Here is a 15,266-nt window from a genome sequence, read left to right on the forward strand (position 1 = left end):
GCCGCTGATCCTGGCACCTCCCGAGGGTCGGCGTCCCGGGTCCCGAGCCGCGTTACAAGGGGGCGGGGGTGCGGCGGTCCAGCCCGAACGAGGCGACGCCGGCCACCAGCCACACCAGCGAGGTGGTCCAGAGGGCGGCCTCGAAGCCGTGCTCGCCGCCCCCGTAGGCGGCCATCAGGGCGACGGCGGTGGCCGAGCCGGTGGCGAAGCCGAGGTAGCGCAGCACCTGGTTGAACGCCATCGCGCTGCCGGTCTCGGCGGCGGGCACGAACGGCAGCATCAGCACGGCCAGGGAGGAGAAGGTGAAGCCGGAGCCGAGGCCGCCCAGCCCCATCCACAGCAGCGCGAGCATGAGGTCGGCGTGCAGCACCGAGAGCCCGAGGGTGGCGGTGGCGAAGATGGCGCAGCCGGCCGGCAGCAGCGCCCGCGGCCCCACCCAGGCCCGCACCTGCTGGGCCAGGCGACTGCCCGCGACGCTGGCCAGCGAGTACGGCACCAGCAGCAGCCCGGAGACGACGATCGGCTCGCCGAGACCCCAGCCCTGACGGTCCGGGTCGGCCTGCACCAGCACGACGCAGGTGGTCAGCAGCGTGTACATCCCGACGCCGGCCAGCACCGCCACCAGGTTCGGGCTGACGACGCCCGGCCGGGTCGCGAGCCGCAGGTCGACCAGCGGCTGCGCTCGTCGCAGCGTCCACCGCACCCAGCCGGCGAGCACCAGGGCCCCACCGGCGAGGAGCGCGAGCACGCGGGCGTCGTCCCAGCCCCAGTGCTCGCCCTGGCTGACGCCGAGCAGCAGGCCGATCATGCCTGCCGAGAGCATCGCCGCGCCCGCCCAGTCGACCGGCTGCGGGTCGTCGCCGGGCAGGTGGGGCACGACGCTCCACGCCATCGCGAGCGTGCCGGCCGCGAGCACCGCGCCCAGCGCGTAGGCCGCATGGACGCCGCCGGCCTGCGCCACCCACGCCGAGAGCGGATAGCCGAGCCCGGCGCCGGTGACGGTGGTGACCGACAGCAGCGCCACGGCCCGGGTCAGCCGCTCGGCGGGGAGCACATCGCGGGCCACGGCGATCGCCAGCGGCGTCAGGCCCATCCCGACGCCCTGGCAGGCGCGTCCGAGCACCAGCAGCGGCAGGGGCACCGGCAGGGCCGCCAGCAGGCTGCCGGCGGTGACGACGCCGAGCCCGGCGACGATGACCGGCTTGCGCAGGCGTCCGCTGCCCAGCCGCCCGAGGATCGGCGTCCACACCGCCCCCGACAGCAGCCCTGCGGTCAGCATCCATTGCGCGGTGCTGAGCGGGACGTCGTACTGCTCGGCGATCGCCGGCACAAGCGGTGCGCCCAGACTGCTGACGATCGCGGTGACCGTCGTCAGCAGCACCAGCGCGGTGAGCAGCAGCCCGACGCGGGGGTTGCGGGACGTGGCGGGCACGCCAGCGAGGATACGGCGACGCCGCGCCGCACCCTCGCCGAGGGCGGGCCTCAGGCCGAGGCGTGCTGCGGCTGCACCTGGGTCCAGGTGGCGACGAACTCCAGGCCGCTGCGGCGGAAGAGCTGGGAGACGGGGCAGCGACGGTCGGTCTCGGACTCCAGGCGCGCGAAGTCCTCGGGGCTGGCGTCGGTCTCGATGCTGGCGGTGACCTCGACGCGGTCGAAGTTGGCGTTGCCCTCGGCTCCGCCGACGAGCACGGCGGTGTCGAGGTCGCCCTGGATGCGGAACTCCAGGCGGCCCAGGGTGATGCCGAGGTCCTTCGCGACCAGCTGGGCGGTGACCTGGTTGCAGGAGGTGAGGGCGCCGAGGGCGTAGAAGAGCGGGCTGGGAGCGGCGTCGTGGCCGCCGAAGGCGGGGTAGGCGTCGGTCTCGAAGCGGTGCGGGGAGTCGGGGACGCGCAGCTGCTGCGCGACGCCGGTGCCCTCGGCCTCGACGACGAACGGGACGACGGTCTCCTTGGGGCGGACGGTCATGGCAGTGCCTCTCGAAAGTGGACAAGAACAATCGAGATAGTAGGCATGGGACGCAAGCCCCGCTCGATCAGCCCGTGCTCGCCTCGTCCCGACCCCGGATCTTCTCGATCCGCTCGATGAGCTGATCGAGGGCGATCTCGAACTCCTCGGCCGAGCGGTCCTCGCGCAGCAGCCCGCGCAGGGACGCGACGACCGGGAAGTCGCGCCGCATGGCGGCGAGGTCGGGGTCGTCGGCGGGGTCGGTGTCCTCGCCGTCGAGCACGTCCATCGGGCCGATGTCGGCGCCGGCGGCGGAGACCTCGAGCAGCAGGTTGCCCAGCAGGAAGCCGGTGAAGGCGCGATAGGCGTCGACCGCCGCGCGGTCGCTGAACCCCTCGGCCCGCAGCCCGGCGAGGAAGGTCTCCACCCAGTCCAGACTGCGCAGCGGCGGGCGCAGCCAGGGCGCCTCGGGTGGGCGGGAGGCGATGAGCGGGAAGGCGCGCGGGTGGGCGACGGCCACGCGACGCACGCCCTGGGCCAGGCGCCGCAGGAAGTCCTGCCAGCCGTCGGTGGGCTCGGCGGGGACATCGGGATCCTGACGCATCTCCTCGACCAGTCGATCGACGACGGCGTCGAGCAGCTCGTCCTTGCCCGGCACGTGGCGGTACAGCGACATCGCCTCGACCTTGAGCCGCTTGCCGAGCTCGCGCATCGTCAGCGATCCCAGGCCGCTGTCCTCCAGGTGGTCGAGGGCGGCGGCGACGACGCCGGCGCGCGTCAGGCCCGCGCGGCGGCGGGAGGTCGAGGTGGGCATCGGCTGCCTCCTTGGCGTCGACGAGGGGGGCGGAGCCGCTGTGATGCGGACCTCACCCCTCGGGGGTTTCCTCTCCAGGATCCCGGGTCATGATTGCTTACGTCGTAAGTTTACAACGTAAGCCGACCTGAGGAGGTCACCATGTCGATCCACACCGACCACACCGCCGGAACCACCCACGCCACCGCCACCGACCGCAAGGCGGTCGTGGAGCGTCAGAAGGAGCGGTTCGGGGGCATCAAGCCCGGGGCCGGCTTCTTCGGCTGGCTCTCCGCGACCGGTCTGGTGGTGATCCTCTCGGGTCTGGTGGCTGCCACGGGCGTGACGATCAACCTGGTCTCCGACGGTCAGGCCTCGGACGCGATCGGCTGGGACGGGGTGATCCTGGTGATCGCGGTCGTCGCGGTCTCCTTCGTCGCCGGTGGCTACGTGGCGGGTCGGATGGCGCGCTTCGACGGTGCCCGTCAGGGTCTGGGCGTGTTCGCCTGGACCGTGGTGATGACCGTCGTCCTGGCGGTCCTCGGTGTCGTGGCCGGTGCGAAGTGCGACGTGCTGGGTCAGATCGACTCCTTCCCGCGCATCCCCAGCGACCTCGGTGAGCTGACGCTGCAGGCCGGTGTCGCGGTCGTCGGCGTGATCGCGGCTGCTCTGATCGGTGCGATCGCCGGTGGCGTGGCGGGCATGGCCTACCACCGTCGCATCGACGTCGCCGGCCTGGGCCGCTGACGCACCCCGCCCTCCCCGGACGTCCCAGACGTCTCGCCCTCCCCTCGGCGCGTCTCGCGCCACCGCAGGTCGCCGGCAGCCGTCCTGATCAGATCCCAGGCGGCGACGTCCAGGGCGCGTCGGCCGGCTCCCGACCCGCCGACCCCGATGTGGTGCACGGCCTCGGCCGGGCGTCCGCTCTCCAGCGCTCGCAGCCGTGCGGGGGTGAGCACCTCGGCGGCCCGCGCGATCGCGGCGTCCTCCGCCTGCAGGTCCAACGTCGCCAGCGCCGTCCGCAGCCCGGCCCGGGGATCGGCCAGGAGGTCCTCGTAGCGCAGCACCGGCGCGCCCGCGTCGAGCCAGGCCCGGGTGTGCTCGACCCAGGTGTCGAACTCCGGCAGCGGCGCCGGTCCGCACATCACCCGGCGGGCGAACTCGCTCGGATCCGACGGCACCGGGCGGCCGACGAGGGTCAGGAAGCGGTGGTAGGACACCACGACGTCCGCGGGATCGCGCACCAGCAGGAGCACGCGGGCATAGCCGGGCTGCGGCGGCTGGTGCGACTTCAGGACGCGCGGCGAGGGCAGGGCCCGCAGTCTGCGCTCGGAGGCCAGGTAGATGTCCGGGACGACGGTCTCGATCGCGATGTCGGACGCGTCGACGGAGGGGTCGCGGGCCATCGCGAGGAGGTAGCGCATCCAGGTGCTGCCCGAGCGGGGGTAGGACACGAGCATCCGATCGCTCGGCACAGGCACGAAGCCCGGCCCGGCGGGTGCTGCGGGCCGCAGTCGTCGGCGCACGGCCCGTCGGAGTCGGACCCGTGACGGGGCGGGGGCGTGCAGACCGGTGATCATCACGAGGATGATCCGCATCCGGGAGGCGCCGCGGGCCCCATCCCACGAACCTGGACGCTCGGGCCCGGGACGGAGCGGGCTGGGAGACTGCGCCCGTGGTTCGCTCGACCCCCTCCGCGCGTGTGCCGGCCGTCGCGATCCTCGAGCTCGACGGCACGGGGCATCGTCTCCACTACGTCGTCGCGCTGGCTCGGCACTGCGTCGAGCGAGGCGTCGCCGTCCGGCTGCTGCTGGGTCCGATGGCGTCGGCGACCCCGGAGCACGCTGCCGTCCTCGTCCCCGCGCTGGCCGAGCTCGGAGCGCAGGTCGAGGTCGTCCGCGTCGCCGACGTCCGAGCGGCGCACGCCCAGGCCCGTGACGCCCTGCTCGTGCTGCCCGACGCCGATCACCACCTGCGATCGCCGGTCGTGTGGCGTCGCGCGCTGGCCCGTCGCCCACGGGTCGCCCTGCTCGTGATGCGACACGGCCGGGAGCGAGCCGCACGACTCGGCGGGGTGCCGCGCTTCGTGGTCAAGCGCGTCCTCGCCCTCGGCCTGACCCTGCTGCCCGGTGCGCGGACGCGCCACCTGGCCAGTGGGCTGCGACCTGCCACGGGACGCGCGGTCCGCGACCCCGTGTGGCTCGCTGCGAGCAGCGAGGACATCGCCCAGGCGCGGATCCACCGTCGTCTGGACGCGGGCACGTCGTGGGTGGGCGTGCTCGGCAGCGTCCACGAGCGCAAGAACGTGCTCCAGGTGCTCGACGCCGTCGCCCTGCTCGGCCCGGAGGTGGGCGTCGTCGTCGCCGGCCGGAGCGCCGACCCCGTCTACGGCGCCCGTGTCCACGAGCGTCTGGCTCGTCTCGCCGCAGCCGGTCATCCCGTCCGTCACGACGACGCCTTCCTCGACGACCGCGCCTTCGATGCGCTCCTGGGCGCCCTCGACGCGATCGTGCTCGCCTACGACAACCAGGGGCCGAGCGGTCTCGCGGGCAAGGCCCTGCTGGCCGGCACGCCTGCCGTCGTCGCCGGCTCGACCACGCTGCGGGCCGACGCCGAGCACCATCCCGGCCTGCGGTGGTCCGGGAGCAGCGCGCCGGATCTCGCCGACGCGCTCGCGGCGGTGCTCGCCGACCCTCCTGCCGCGCGGGTGCCGGCCTCCGGTCTGGCCACCGTCGAGGAGTTCGCCGGCTCCCTCCTCGGCCTCTGACGGGGACGACCTGCGGGCGTCCCGCTCCGTCACCGGTGGAGCCGCACCAGGCCCGAGTTGGCGGTGCCGTCGTAGGAGGTGAAGGTGCCGCCGACGACCACGCGACGCCCGGGCACCGGCACCAGGGCCGTGACGGCCTTGTTCGACTCCGCCGAGAACCGGTAGGTCGTGTCGACGGCACCCGATGCGGTCAGCCGCACGAGGAACGCTCCGGTGGCGGTCCCGGTGAACGCGCCGCCGACGAGGATGCGGCCGTCGCTCTGCAGGAGGATCGCGTTGACGCCTCCGTCGAGGGCCGGCGGGGTGAAGGTCGCGTCGAGCGCGCCGCTCGAGGTGATCCGCACGAGGTAGGCGCGCGAGGTGTCGGTGCCGAAGGCGGTGAACGTCCCGCCCACCAGGATCGCGCCGTCGGGCTGCACCGCGAGGGCGGTCACGGCCTGGGACGAGGTGCCCAGGTTGGTGCCGATCGTGGTCGCGAACGGCTCGTCGATGACGCCCGCTGCGTCGAGGAGGGCGAGGTTGCGCACCGACACGCCCCCACCGCCGCTCGCATCGGCGAAGCGGTCGAACGTCCCTCCTGCCAGGATCCCGGTGGAGGTCGAGGCGAGGGTGCGCACCGTGCCGATCGAGGATCCCCCGGTCGTGAAGCCGCGCTTGGCCGCGTTGAACGTCGTGTCGGGCTGACTCTGGGCGGTCAGACGCACGAGGTTCCCGCTGGCGGTCCCGTTGTTGGTGATGAAGTTGCCCCCGAGCACGGTCCGACCGTCGGCATCGGGCAGGAGCGCCCATACGGCCGGGCTGACCAGCACCGTGTTGACCCCCGTGTAGGTGGTCGCGGGACGGCTCCCGTCGGTCGCCAGCGCTGTGACGGCGGTGTAGGAGGGCGTCGTCGAGCTCCTGAACACGCCGCCCACGACGACCCCGCCGGAGGGCTGCGGTGCGATCGCTCGCACGAGGCTGGAGCCCGGCAGCGTCGTCGTGGCGAAGGTCGTGTCGACCGCTCCGGACGAGGTCAGTCGCACCAGGCCTCGGGTCGAGGTCGTGCCGGCGGCGGTGAGGGATCCGCCGACGAGCAGCCGCCCCTGGGCGTCGGCGACGACGGGGCCGATCGTCCCGGTGAACGTGGGAGGGGTGAAGGAGGTGTCGCGGGTGCCGGGAGCCGTGAAGTCGACCTTCGTCGACGGGATCGTCCCGTAGCCCACGATCGAGCCGGAGACCGTGACGCTGGCGGGGGTGCCGACGGTGGTGAAGGTGAGCTCGTAGGTCGCCGAGGCCGTGGTGCGGCTCAGCTCGGTGAAGGTCGAGGTGACCGTCCCGACGACGTCGTAGGAGGCCGCGACGGCGCTGGCGGTCAGCGCCGAGGCCGGTGCGGGCTTCAGGAGCAGCGTGAGGGTGCCGACGCGGCTGCTCGCGTCGCCATCGGTGGTGCCGACCGTCGTGGTGCCCGCGGACGCCGAGTCGGCGAACGCCGGGGCGGCGGCGAGGACGGTGATGGCCGGTGCCGTCCAGGCGGCGGAGCGGACGAGGGTGCGGCGGGAGAGGTCGATCACCCCGGACCAACGATCCGTCGACCGCGGTGACCTGCTGGTCTGGTCGTGTCGGTCGTCACACCGCGGACTGGTCGCTCAGGAGGTGCGGAACCAGGTCACCCGCAGATCGCCGTCGCGGTACTCCGAGAGCGCCAGGCCGCCCGGCACGGCGTCGATCCCGTAGGGCACGTCCTCCGGGCTCACCGGTCGCCGCGAGACGATCCTCCCCGTTCCCGGGCTCACCGTGGTGTCGATGACGCGCAGCTCGTGGTCGTCGACGACGTAGAGCAGGTCGCCGCACACCGCGGCGTCGCCGGTGCCGAGCGGTCCGGTGGTGGCCACGGGCGTGAGCCGGTCCTCGGCGGGCACCCACGTCCAGTACCGCGAGCCGTCGTCGGTCGTCTCGTGGATGAGGATGCGATCGTGGCCGACGCCACCGATGCTCAGCTCGCCTGACGCGCCGCGGTCGACGACCTCGTCGAGCTCCATCCGAGCACCGTCGGTCGCCGTCACTCCGCCCTGCTCGGCGGCGGGGACGAGTCCGACCACGCTGTCGATGTCGGGCGTGATCCCCAGGCCCCGGGGGCTCCGGAAGTCGGAGGGCGCCGGGCGCAGCGTCGTGTAGGAGCCGGGGAGGCGGATCAGCACGTACGGTCCCCACGACGCGACGGACCTCACGCCGGTGAGGAGGCGTCCGATGCCCACGGGCCTGCCGTCCGAGAGGATCTCGCGCACCCGGCGCACCACCTCGTCCGGCTCGCCGGGATCGTCCGAGGAGCCCTCCTCGACCGTGCTCACCACCAGGCCCAGCGGGGACGCCGCCCAGGCCCGGGTGCCCCGCAGCGCCTCGGCGAGCCCGTCGGGCCCGCCGACGACGATCGGCTCCTCCGTGTCGTCCTCCGGTGCGATCACCGCGGCCTCGGACGTCAGCAGGACGCGGGCGTCCGACGGGCCGGTGCGGGGGCGCGTGACCACCGCCGTCGGCGTCGAGACGTCGCGGACGCAGCCGGCTGACACGTCCTCCGCCGCGGGAGCGCTCGGCGCGCTCGCGGCGAGGGTCGGCACGGCGACGAGCGCCGCGACGGCGCCCACGAGATGGCGGATCATGCGCCCATCATCGCCGCCCGACCTCGCCCGGACGCACCACGGGGCGCCCCGCGATCGCGGAGCGCCCCGAGGGCGGAGGGCCGCTGACGCGACCGGCCGGTGCTACTTGTTCGCCTTGCGGGCCCGGCTGGCGGCCTTGGCGCGCACGTTGGCGTCGAGGTCGACCTTGCGGATGCGGGCGAACTCGGGGGTCACCTCGACGCACTCGTCCTCGCGGCAGAACTCCAGGCACTGCTCGAGGCTGAGCTTCTTCGGCGGGATGAGCTTCTCGAAGTTGTCGGAGGTGGCGGACCGGATGTTGGTCTGCTGCTTCTCCTTGGTGATGTTGACGTCCATGTCGTCGGCGCGGGAGTTCTCGCCGACGATCATGCCCTCGTAGACCTCGGTGCCCGGCTCGACGAACAGCACGCCGCGCTCCTGCAGGGAGGTCATGGCGTAGGCCGAGGCGGCGCCGGCGCGGTCGGCCACCAGGGAGCCCGACGCGCGGGAGCGGATCTCGCCGGCCCAGCGCTCGTAGCCCTCGGAGATGTGGTGGGCGATGCCGGTGCCGCGGGTGACGGTGAGGAACTCGGTGCGGAAGCCGATCAGGCCACGGGCCGGGACGATGAACTCCATGCGCACCCAGCCGGTGCCGTGGTTGCTCATCGACTCCATGCGGCCCTTGCGCACCGCGAGCAGCTCGGTGATCGTGCCGAGGTACTCCTCGGGGGCGTCGATGGTCAGGCGCTCCATCGGCTCGTGGACCTTGCCGTCGATCTCCTTGGTGACCACCTGCGGCTTGCCGACGGTGAGCTCGTAGCCCTCGCGGCGCATCTGCTCGACGAGGATGGCCAGTGCCAGCTCGCCGCGGCCCTGGACCTCCCAGGCGTCGGGGCGGTCGGTCGGCAGGACGCGCAGCGAGACGTTGCCGATGAGCTCGGCGTCGAGGCGGTCCTTGACCAGGCGGGCGGTGACCTTGGCGCCCTTGGTCTTGCCGACCATCGGGCTGGTGTTGGTGCCGATGGTCATCGAGATCGCCGGCTCGTCGACGTGGATGAGCGGCAGCGCCACCGGGTTCTCGGGGTCGGCGAGGGTCTCGCCGATGGTGATGTCCGGGATGCCGGCGATGGCGACGATGTCGCCGGGGCCGGCCGTCTCGCCGGGCTTGCGCTCGAGGCCCTCGGTGATGAGCAGCTCGGTGATGCGGACGTTCTTGACCTCGCCGTCGCGGCGCATCCAGGCCACGGTCTGGCCCTTGCGCAGCTCGCCCTGGTGGATGCGCAGCAGCGCCAGGCGGCCGAGGAACGGGCTGGAGTCGAGGTTGGTGACGTGGGCCTGCAGCGGCGCGCCCTCGACGTAGGTGGGGGCCGGGATGGTCTCGAGGATCGTCTTGAACAGCGGCTCGAGGTCGCTGGAGTCCTCCGGCAGCGTGCCGTCGGCGGGCCGCGTCAGCGAGGCGACGCCGGCCTTGCCCGAGGCGTAGACCACCGGGAAGTCGAGCGCGTCCTGGCTGTGGCTGTCGTCGAGGAGGTCCATGAAGAGCTCGTAGGTCTCGTCGACGACCTCCTCGATGCGCGCGTCGGAGCGGTCGGTCTTGTTGACGACCAGGATGACGGGCATGTCGGCGTTGAGCGCCTTGCGCAGCACGAAGCGGGTCTGCGGCAGCGGGCCCTCGGAGGCGTCGACCAGCAGGACGATGCCGTCGACCATCGACAGGCCGCGCTCGACCTCGCCACCGAAGTCGGCGTGGCCGGGGGTGTCGATGATGTTGATCGTCAGGCCCTCGGGCGCCGACGGACCGGTGTAGCGGATGGCGGTGTTCTTCGCGAGGATCGTGATGCCCTTCTCGCGCTCGAGGTCACCGGAGTCCATGACGCGGTCGGCCACGCTCTCGGCCTCGTGGGCGCTGAAGGCGCCGGCCTGGCGCAGCATCGCGTCGACCAGCGTGGTCTTGCCGTGGTCGACGTGCGCGACGATCGCGACGTTGCGCAGGTGGGCGGTGGAAAGGTCGGACATGAAGAGGCGCTCCCGGCGGGAAGGGGCACGCCCTCACGGGACGGGGCGCGCGCAGAATCAGGGCCCGAGGGCCTCGCTGAGTCTAGGGCCGGGAGCGGGCCGGGGCCGATTCGTCAGGCTGCGCCGGGACGGGGTCAGGCCAGCGCGCGGTCGAGCGCGGCGCCCACGTGCAGCGTCGTGCACGGGAAGACCGGCAGCTCGGAGTCGGCCTGGCGCACCAGCAGCTCGAGCTCGGTGCAGCCGAGGATGACGCCGCCGGCGCCGGCGTCCCAGAGCCGCTCGATGAGCCCGACGACGGTGCGGCGCGAGGAGTCGAGCACGCGGCCGGCGACGAGCTCCTCGTAGATGATCCGGTTGAGCTCGGCGTGGTCGGCCTCGTCGGGCACGTGCACGGTGAGGCCGCGGGCGGCCAGGCGCTCGGTGAAGAACTCGCGCGACATCGCGAAGGTGGTGCCGAGGAAGCCGACGGACGTGACGCCCTGGGCCAGGCAGGCCTCGGCGACGACGTCGGCCAGGTGCAGCAGCGGGACGCCGATGGCGGAGGCCACCTGGTCGGCGACCTGGTGGAAGGTCGTGGTGGCCAGCAGCACGAAGTCGGCGCCACCGCGCTCGAGGCCGCGGGCGGCCTCGGCGAGGATCGCCGCGACGGCGTCCCAGTCCTCGGCCTCCTGCAGGCGGGTCACCTCGGCGAAGTCCACCGAGGAGAGCAGCACGCGGGCCGAGGCGAGTCCGCCCAGCCGCTCCTGCACGCCCGTGTTGAGAGCCTCGTAGTAGACCGCGCTGCTCTCCCAGCTCATGCCACCGATGACACCGATCGTCTGCACGCGCCCAGTGTGGCACCGCGGCGGTGGTCGACGGCGGGAGGGTCAGATGTCGGAGCAGCGGGGCGTCGACGCGGGGTCGAGCCTCAGGCTGTGCTGGACGAGGGCGAGCAGTCGATCGCTCAGCTCCTCGGCGCTCAGGCCCGGCAGGTCGTCGTGGAGCCAGAGGATGATCGAGCGGGTCGCGCCGCCCGCGGCGAACTCCACGACGAGCGGATCGGCGTCGGGGTGGAAGGAGCGGATGCGGTCGGCCAGCCACTCGCAGACCGTGGCGTAGACCCGCGAGACCATCCGCGGATCGCCGAGCCGGGCCCCGTAGGCGCTGCGGTCGGCGGCCAGGCCGTGGAGCACCGTGGCCAGCGAGCCGCTCACCGGGGCGTCGTCGAGCTGGTCCAGGCGCAGGCGCAGGGAGGTCGAGAGGAGCCCCTCGACGCTGCCGAAGTGCTGGTAGAAGGTCGGGCGGCTGACGCCCGCCCGCTCGCAGAGCGCGGAGACGGTGAGGTCGAGGCCCTTGCCCTCGGCCAGCATCTCCAGCATCGCCTCGCTCAGGGCCGCGCAGCTGCGCAGGACCCGTGCGTCGAGGTCCCTCCCGGCGCGGGAGGTCCGATCTCCCGTCTGAGTCGTCGTCATGACCTCACCCCCTCGTGCATGGCGTTCGACGTCCTCAACCTTACATGTGTAAGGTTCGCGATGCATGAGAGTGAGATGAGGAGTCCCCATGGCCTACGCCCAGGTGGTGCACGCGATCCGCGCGCGCCGTCGCACCGGTGTGCTGGCCGCCCTCCTCGAGGTCGCCACGGTGCTGGCCCTCTTCGGCATCTACAACGTCGGCCGCCTGATCGCGACCGGCCGCGTGTCCACCGCCGACGGCCACGCCCGCCAGCTGGTCGACCTCGAGCGGTGGCTCGGCCTGCCCTCGGAGGAGACGCTCCAGCGGCTCGCCTTCCGCGTGCCCGACCTCATCGCCTTCGCCGACCGCTACTACGTGGCCGTGCACTTCCCGCTCACCGTGGCCGTGCTGGTGTGGCTCTACGTCTTCCGCCGCCCGGCCTACACGTGGGCCAAGTGGGGCCTCATCGTCGCCACGGCCACCGCGATGGTCATCCACATCGCGCTCCCGATGACCCCGCCGCGCCTGCTGCCCGGCCTGGGCATGATCGACACCGGCGCCCGCGCCGGCCAGAGCGTCTACGCCGGCACCTCGCCCGTGGGCGGCCTGGCCAACGAGTACGCCGCGATGCCGAGCCTGCACGTCGGCTGGGCCCTGCTGCTGGCCGTCGTCCTCATCCGCACCTGTCACACCCGCTGGCGCTGGCTGTGGCTGGCCCACCCGCTCCTCACGTTCATGGTGGTCACCGTCACCGCCAACCACTACCTGCTCGACGGCGTCGCCGGCTCCGCGCTGGTGCTGGCCGGACTGTGGGTCAGCGCCCGGCTCTGGGCACCGGCCTACGCCGCGGCCACCCAGGCCGCCCAGCCTGGAGAGACCGCCCTGACTCCTCTCCCAGCCACACCGCCCGTCGGCGGCACCGGCGTCGTCGACGTCGCCGAGCCGGCCTGAGGCCTCCCGCGGTGGTCGAGCCTGTCGAGACCCCCGCACCCGGGCGCCTCGAGCCGGCCCGCGGGGTCAGCCCTCGCGGTGCACCTTGTGCTGCGCGGCCTGGGCGCGCGGCCGGATGACGAGCTCGTCGATGTTCACGTGCGCCGGGCGGGTGGCCATCCAGGTGATCGCCTCGGCGACGTCGTCGGCGCTCAGCGGCTCCTTGACGCCGGCGTAGACGGCGTCGGCGCGCTCCTGGTCGCCGTCGAAGCGCACCAGGGAGAACTCGTCGGTGCGCACCATGCCGGGTGCGATCTCGCAGACCCGCACCGGCTGGTCGAACAGCTCCAGGCGCAGGGTCTCGGTGACGACCTTCGTGCCGTGCTTGGCCGCGGTGTAGCCGCCGCCGCCCTCGTAGGCCACGCGTCCGGCGGTGGAGCCGACGTTGAGCACCACGCCCGCGCCGCTGGCGATCAGCGCCGGCAGGAGAGCGCGGGTGACCTGCATCAGGCCGATGACGTTGACCTCGTACATCGCGCGCCACTGCTCGGAGTCGGCCTGCGCGACCGGGCCGAGCCCGAAGGCGCCGCCGGCGTTGTTGACCAGCACGTCGAGTCGCTCGCCGACGCGCTCGGCCAGGGCGGCCACGGCGTCGGCGTCGGTGACGTCGCAGACGACGGCCGTGCCGCCGATCTCGGCGGCGAGCTCCTCGACGCGGTCGGCGCGGCGGGCCGCGCAGAGCACGTGGAACCCGGCCGCGGCGAGGTGACGGGCGGTGGCGGCGCCGATGCCGCTGCTGGCCCCGGTGACGACGGCGGTGCGAGTGGTCATGGCCCCATTGTGGCCGTCGGACGCCGCGGCTCCACGCCCGAGGCGTCGCCCCCTGCGGAGGGGTGGGAATGATGCCGCGGGCCGAGGGGTTCTGGTTCGCTGGGCTCGCGACGGATCGTCGACGGCCCGCCGTCGAGGTCGAGCAGCGTGAGGAGGTGGGCATGCGTCCCGAGCCCGCCCCCGTGCGTCGTCTCGCGATGATCAGCGTGCACACCTCGCCCCTCGACCAGCCCGGCACCGGCGACGCCGGTGGCATGAACGTCTACGTCGTCGAGCTCGCGCGTCGGCTCGCGGCCCGCGGCGTCGAGGTCGACGTCTTCACCCGCGCCACCAGCTCGGCCCTTCCGCCGGAGGTCGACTGCGGCGACGGCGTCACCGTGCGCCACGTGCCCGCCGGCCCCTACGAGGGCCTCACCAAGGACGAGCTGCCCGGCCAGCTCTGCGTCTTCGCCCGCGAGGTGCTGCGCGCCGAGGCCGCCCAGCCGCTGGGCCACTACGACGCCGTTCACTCCCACTACTGGCTCTCCGGCCAGGTCGGGGCACTGGCCCGCGACCGCTGGGGCGTGCCGCTGGTGCACTCCATGCACACCATGGCGAAGGTCAAGAACGATGCGCTCGCGCTCGGCGACACCCCTGAGCCGCAGGTGCGCGTCATCGGCGAGCAGCAGGTCGTCGACGCCGCCGACGCGCTCGTGGCCAACACCGACCTCGAGGCCAAGCAGCTGATCAACCTCTACGACGCCGACGCCGGCCTCGTCGAGGTCGTGCACCCCGGCGTCGACCTCGAGCGGTTCCGGCCGCGGCCCCAGGCCGCGCTGCGCCGCGAGCTCGACCTGCCGGCCGAGGCGCTCGTCGTCCTCTTCGCCGGCCGCATCCAGCCCCTCAAGGGCCCGCAGGTGCTGCTGCGCGCGGTCGCCGAGCTGCTCCAGCGACGCCCCGACCTGCGTGCGCGCCTCATCGTCCCGATCGTCGGCGGCCCCTCGGGCAGCGGGCTGGAGCACCCCGGCGAGCTCGCCGACCTCGCCGGCTCCCTCGGCGTCGACGACGTCGTCCGCTTCGTGCCGCCCGTCGACCAGGCAGCCCTCGCCCGCTGGTACGCCGCGGCCTCGCTGGTGGCCGTGCCGTCGTACAACGAGTCGTTCGGGCTGGTGGCCGCCGAGGCGCAGGCCTCCGGCACCCCCGTGCTCGCGGCGGCCGTCGGCGGCCTCACCACCGTCGTCCGCGACGGCCACTCCGGCCTGCTCGTCGAGGGCCACACCACGCAGGCGTGGGCCGACGCCCTCGAGCGCCTGCTGCTCGACCCCGTCCTGGTGGCGCGTCTGCGCGCGGGCGCCCCCCTCCAGGCCGCCCGCTTCTCCTGGGACGCCACCGCCGCCGGCATGCTCGCGGTCTACTCCCGGGCCCGTGCCCAGTTCCGAGAGGTCAGCCGTTGAGCCCCCGCGACGTCATCGCCGCCTATCTGGCCGAGAACGACCTGGAGTTCGACGAGCTCGCCGACGGCGTCTTCTCCTTCTCCCTGCCGGGGGAGAAGAAGCTCCAGACCGCCGTGCGCCTCGACGTCGGACCGCACGCGCTGGGCGTCCACGCCTTCGTGTGCCGCCGACCCGACGAGAACACCGAGACCGTCTACCGCTGGCTGCTCGAGCGCAACCTGCGCATGTACGCCGTGGCCTTCGCCGTCGACGCCATGGGCGACATCTACCTCGACGCCCGGCTGCCGCTGGCCGCGGTGAGCCCCGACGAGCTCGACCGGCTGCTCGGCTCGGTGCTCTCCTACGCCGACGAGTCGTTCAACGTGCTCCTCGAGCTCGGCTTCGCCTCCTCCATCCGCAAGGAGTGGGAGTGGCGCAAGCTGCGGGGGGAGTCCACGCAGAACCTCGAGGCGTTCCGCGGCTGGCTCGAGGCCGGCACCGACCCCGAGCCGCCGACGGCCTGAGGT

The 15,266-nt window shown here is 73.4% G+C and carries 15 protein-coding genes; 5 read left to right on the forward strand and 10 right to left on the reverse strand.

Annotated elements, in window-relative coordinates:
• Positions 1-52 precede the first annotated feature (52 nt).
• The 3 genes from ACZDWJ_RS05280 to ACZDWJ_RS05290 all read right to left on the reverse strand — a co-directional run bounded on the left by ACZDWJ_RS05280 (position 53) and on the right by ACZDWJ_RS05290 (position 2,758).
• Positions 53-1,432: an MFS transporter gene (locus ACZDWJ_RS05280; RefSeq protein WP_463519879.1), complete on the reverse strand. Its 1,380-nt coding sequence runs from the start codon at positions 1,430-1,432 to the stop codon at positions 53-55.
• A gap of 50 nt (positions 1,433-1,482) precedes the next feature.
• A complete protein-coding gene (locus ACZDWJ_RS05285) occupies positions 1,483-1,965 on the reverse strand; it encodes an OsmC family protein (RefSeq protein ID WP_463519880.1) in 483 nt (160 codons plus the stop codon).
• A 67-nt stretch (positions 1,966-2,032) separates the two neighbouring features.
• Positions 2,033-2,758, reverse strand: a complete 726-nt coding sequence (locus ACZDWJ_RS05290) for a TetR/AcrR family transcriptional regulator (RefSeq protein WP_463519881.1) — start codon at positions 2,756-2,758, stop codon at positions 2,033-2,035.
• A 141-nt stretch (positions 2,759-2,899) separates the two neighbouring features.
• On the opposite strand from ACZDWJ_RS05290, the gene ACZDWJ_RS05295 reads away from it, so the two are divergent.
• Positions 2,900-3,484, forward strand: a complete 585-nt coding sequence (locus tag ACZDWJ_RS05295) for a hypothetical protein (protein ID WP_463519882.1) — start codon at positions 2,900-2,902, stop codon at positions 3,482-3,484.
• On the opposite strand, the gene ACZDWJ_RS05300 is transcribed toward ACZDWJ_RS05295, so the two are convergent.
• Positions 3,445-4,335, reverse strand: coding sequence for a sulfotransferase domain-containing protein (locus tag ACZDWJ_RS05300; RefSeq protein WP_463519883.1), 891 nt, complete (start codon positions 4,333-4,335; stop codon positions 3,445-3,447). The genes ACZDWJ_RS05295 and ACZDWJ_RS05300 overlap by 40 nt on opposite strands.
• Positions 4,336-4,412: 77 nt before the next feature.
• Here ACZDWJ_RS05300 and ACZDWJ_RS05305 point away from each other — a divergent pair, with 77 nt between their 5' ends.
• Positions 4,413-5,504, forward strand: a complete 1,092-nt coding sequence (locus tag ACZDWJ_RS05305) for a glycosyltransferase family protein (protein WP_463519884.1) — start codon at positions 4,413-4,415, stop codon at positions 5,502-5,504.
• 29 nt (positions 5,505-5,533) lie between these two features.
• Here the strand turns inward: ACZDWJ_RS05305 and ACZDWJ_RS05310 are convergent, their stop codons facing one another.
• The 5 genes from ACZDWJ_RS05310 to ACZDWJ_RS05330 all read right to left on the reverse strand — a co-directional run bounded on the left by ACZDWJ_RS05310 (position 5,534) and on the right by ACZDWJ_RS05330 (position 11,586).
• Positions 5,534-7,054, reverse strand: coding sequence for a delta-60 repeat domain-containing protein (locus tag ACZDWJ_RS05310; RefSeq protein ID WP_463519885.1), 1,521 nt, complete (start codon positions 7,052-7,054; stop codon positions 5,534-5,536).
• Between the two features lie 75 nt (positions 7,055-7,129).
• Positions 7,130-8,140: a hypothetical protein gene (locus tag ACZDWJ_RS05315; protein WP_463519886.1), complete on the reverse strand. Its 1,011-nt coding sequence runs from the start codon at positions 8,138-8,140 to the stop codon at positions 7,130-7,132.
• 102 nt (positions 8,141-8,242) lie between these two features.
• A complete protein-coding gene (gene typA, locus ACZDWJ_RS05320; RefSeq protein ID WP_463519887.1) occupies positions 8,243-10,135 on the reverse strand; it encodes a translational GTPase TypA in 1,893 nt (630 codons plus the stop codon).
• 134 nt (positions 10,136-10,269) lie between these two features.
• A complete protein-coding gene (locus ACZDWJ_RS05325) occupies positions 10,270-10,959 on the reverse strand; it encodes an aspartate/glutamate racemase family protein (RefSeq protein WP_463519888.1) in 690 nt (229 codons plus the stop codon).
• 42 nt (positions 10,960-11,001) lie between these two features.
• Complete coding sequence (locus ACZDWJ_RS05330) at positions 11,002-11,586, reverse strand: helix-turn-helix domain-containing protein (RefSeq protein WP_463519889.1); 585 nt, start codon at positions 11,584-11,586, stop codon at positions 11,002-11,004.
• Positions 11,587-11,674: 88 nt separating this feature from the next.
• Here ACZDWJ_RS05330 and ACZDWJ_RS05335 point away from each other — a divergent pair, with 88 nt between their 5' ends.
• Positions 11,675-12,517: a phosphatase PAP2 family protein gene (locus tag ACZDWJ_RS05335; protein ID WP_463519890.1), complete on the forward strand. Its 843-nt coding sequence runs from the start codon at positions 11,675-11,677 to the stop codon at positions 12,515-12,517.
• Between the two features lie 66 nt (positions 12,518-12,583).
• Here the strand turns inward: ACZDWJ_RS05335 and ACZDWJ_RS05340 are convergent, their stop codons facing one another.
• Positions 12,584-13,327, reverse strand: coding sequence for an SDR family NAD(P)-dependent oxidoreductase (locus ACZDWJ_RS05340; protein WP_463519891.1), 744 nt, complete (start codon positions 13,325-13,327; stop codon positions 12,584-12,586).
• 161 nt (positions 13,328-13,488) lie between these two features.
• Between ACZDWJ_RS05340 and mshA the strand changes: the two genes are divergently transcribed.
• Positions 13,489-14,760 (forward strand): D-inositol-3-phosphate glycosyltransferase, encoded by a 1,272-nt coding sequence (gene mshA / locus ACZDWJ_RS05345; RefSeq protein ID WP_463519892.1) that lies wholly within the window; start codon positions 13,489-13,491, stop codon positions 14,758-14,760.
• Positions 14,757-15,263: a type III secretion system chaperone family protein gene (locus ACZDWJ_RS05350; protein ID WP_463519893.1), complete on the forward strand. Its 507-nt coding sequence runs from the start codon at positions 14,757-14,759 to the stop codon at positions 15,261-15,263. The genes mshA and ACZDWJ_RS05350 overlap by 4 nt, the downstream gene beginning before the upstream one ends.
• The last annotated feature ends 3 nt before the right edge of the window (positions 15,264-15,266 follow it).

It is taken from the genome of Nocardioides sp. B129/18, from assembly GCF_055282735.1.

What these genes read in the sequence shown, in the direction of transcription:
- ACZDWJ_RS05335 (WP_463519890.1), top strand. Translation starts at nt 11,675, where the DNA reads ATGGCCTACGCCCAGGTGGTGCACGCGATCCGCGCGCGCCGTCGCACC.
- ACZDWJ_RS05340 (WP_463519891.1), bottom strand. Translation starts at nt 13,327, where the DNA reads ATGACCACTCGCACCGCCGTCGTCACCGGGGCCAGCAGCGGCATCGGC.
- ACZDWJ_RS05300 (WP_463519883.1), bottom strand. Translation starts at nt 4,335, where the DNA reads ATGCGGATCATCCTCGTGATGATCACCGGTCTGCACGCCCCCGCCCCG.
- typA (WP_463519887.1), bottom strand. Translation starts at nt 10,135, where the DNA reads ATGTCCGACCTTTCCACCGCCCACCTGCGCAACGTCGCGATCGTCGCG.
- ACZDWJ_RS05290 (WP_463519881.1), bottom strand. Translation starts at nt 2,758, where the DNA reads ATGCCCACCTCGACCTCCCGCCGCCGCGCGGGCCTGACGCGCGCCGGC.
- mshA (WP_463519892.1), top strand. Translation starts at nt 13,489, where the DNA reads ATGCGTCCCGAGCCCGCCCCCGTGCGTCGTCTCGCGATGATCAGCGTG.
- ACZDWJ_RS05315 (WP_463519886.1), bottom strand. Translation starts at nt 8,140, where the DNA reads ATGATCCGCCATCTCGTGGGCGCCGTCGCGGCGCTCGTCGCCGTGCCG.
- ACZDWJ_RS05330 (WP_463519889.1), bottom strand. Translation starts at nt 11,586, where the DNA reads ATGACGACGACTCAGACGGGAGATCGGACCTCCCGCGCCGGGAGGGAC.
- ACZDWJ_RS05295 (WP_463519882.1), top strand. Translation starts at nt 2,900, where the DNA reads ATGTCGATCCACACCGACCACACCGCCGGAACCACCCACGCCACCGCC.
- ACZDWJ_RS05285 (WP_463519880.1), bottom strand. Translation starts at nt 1,965, where the DNA reads ATGACCGTCCGCCCCAAGGAGACCGTCGTCCCGTTCGTCGTCGAGGCC.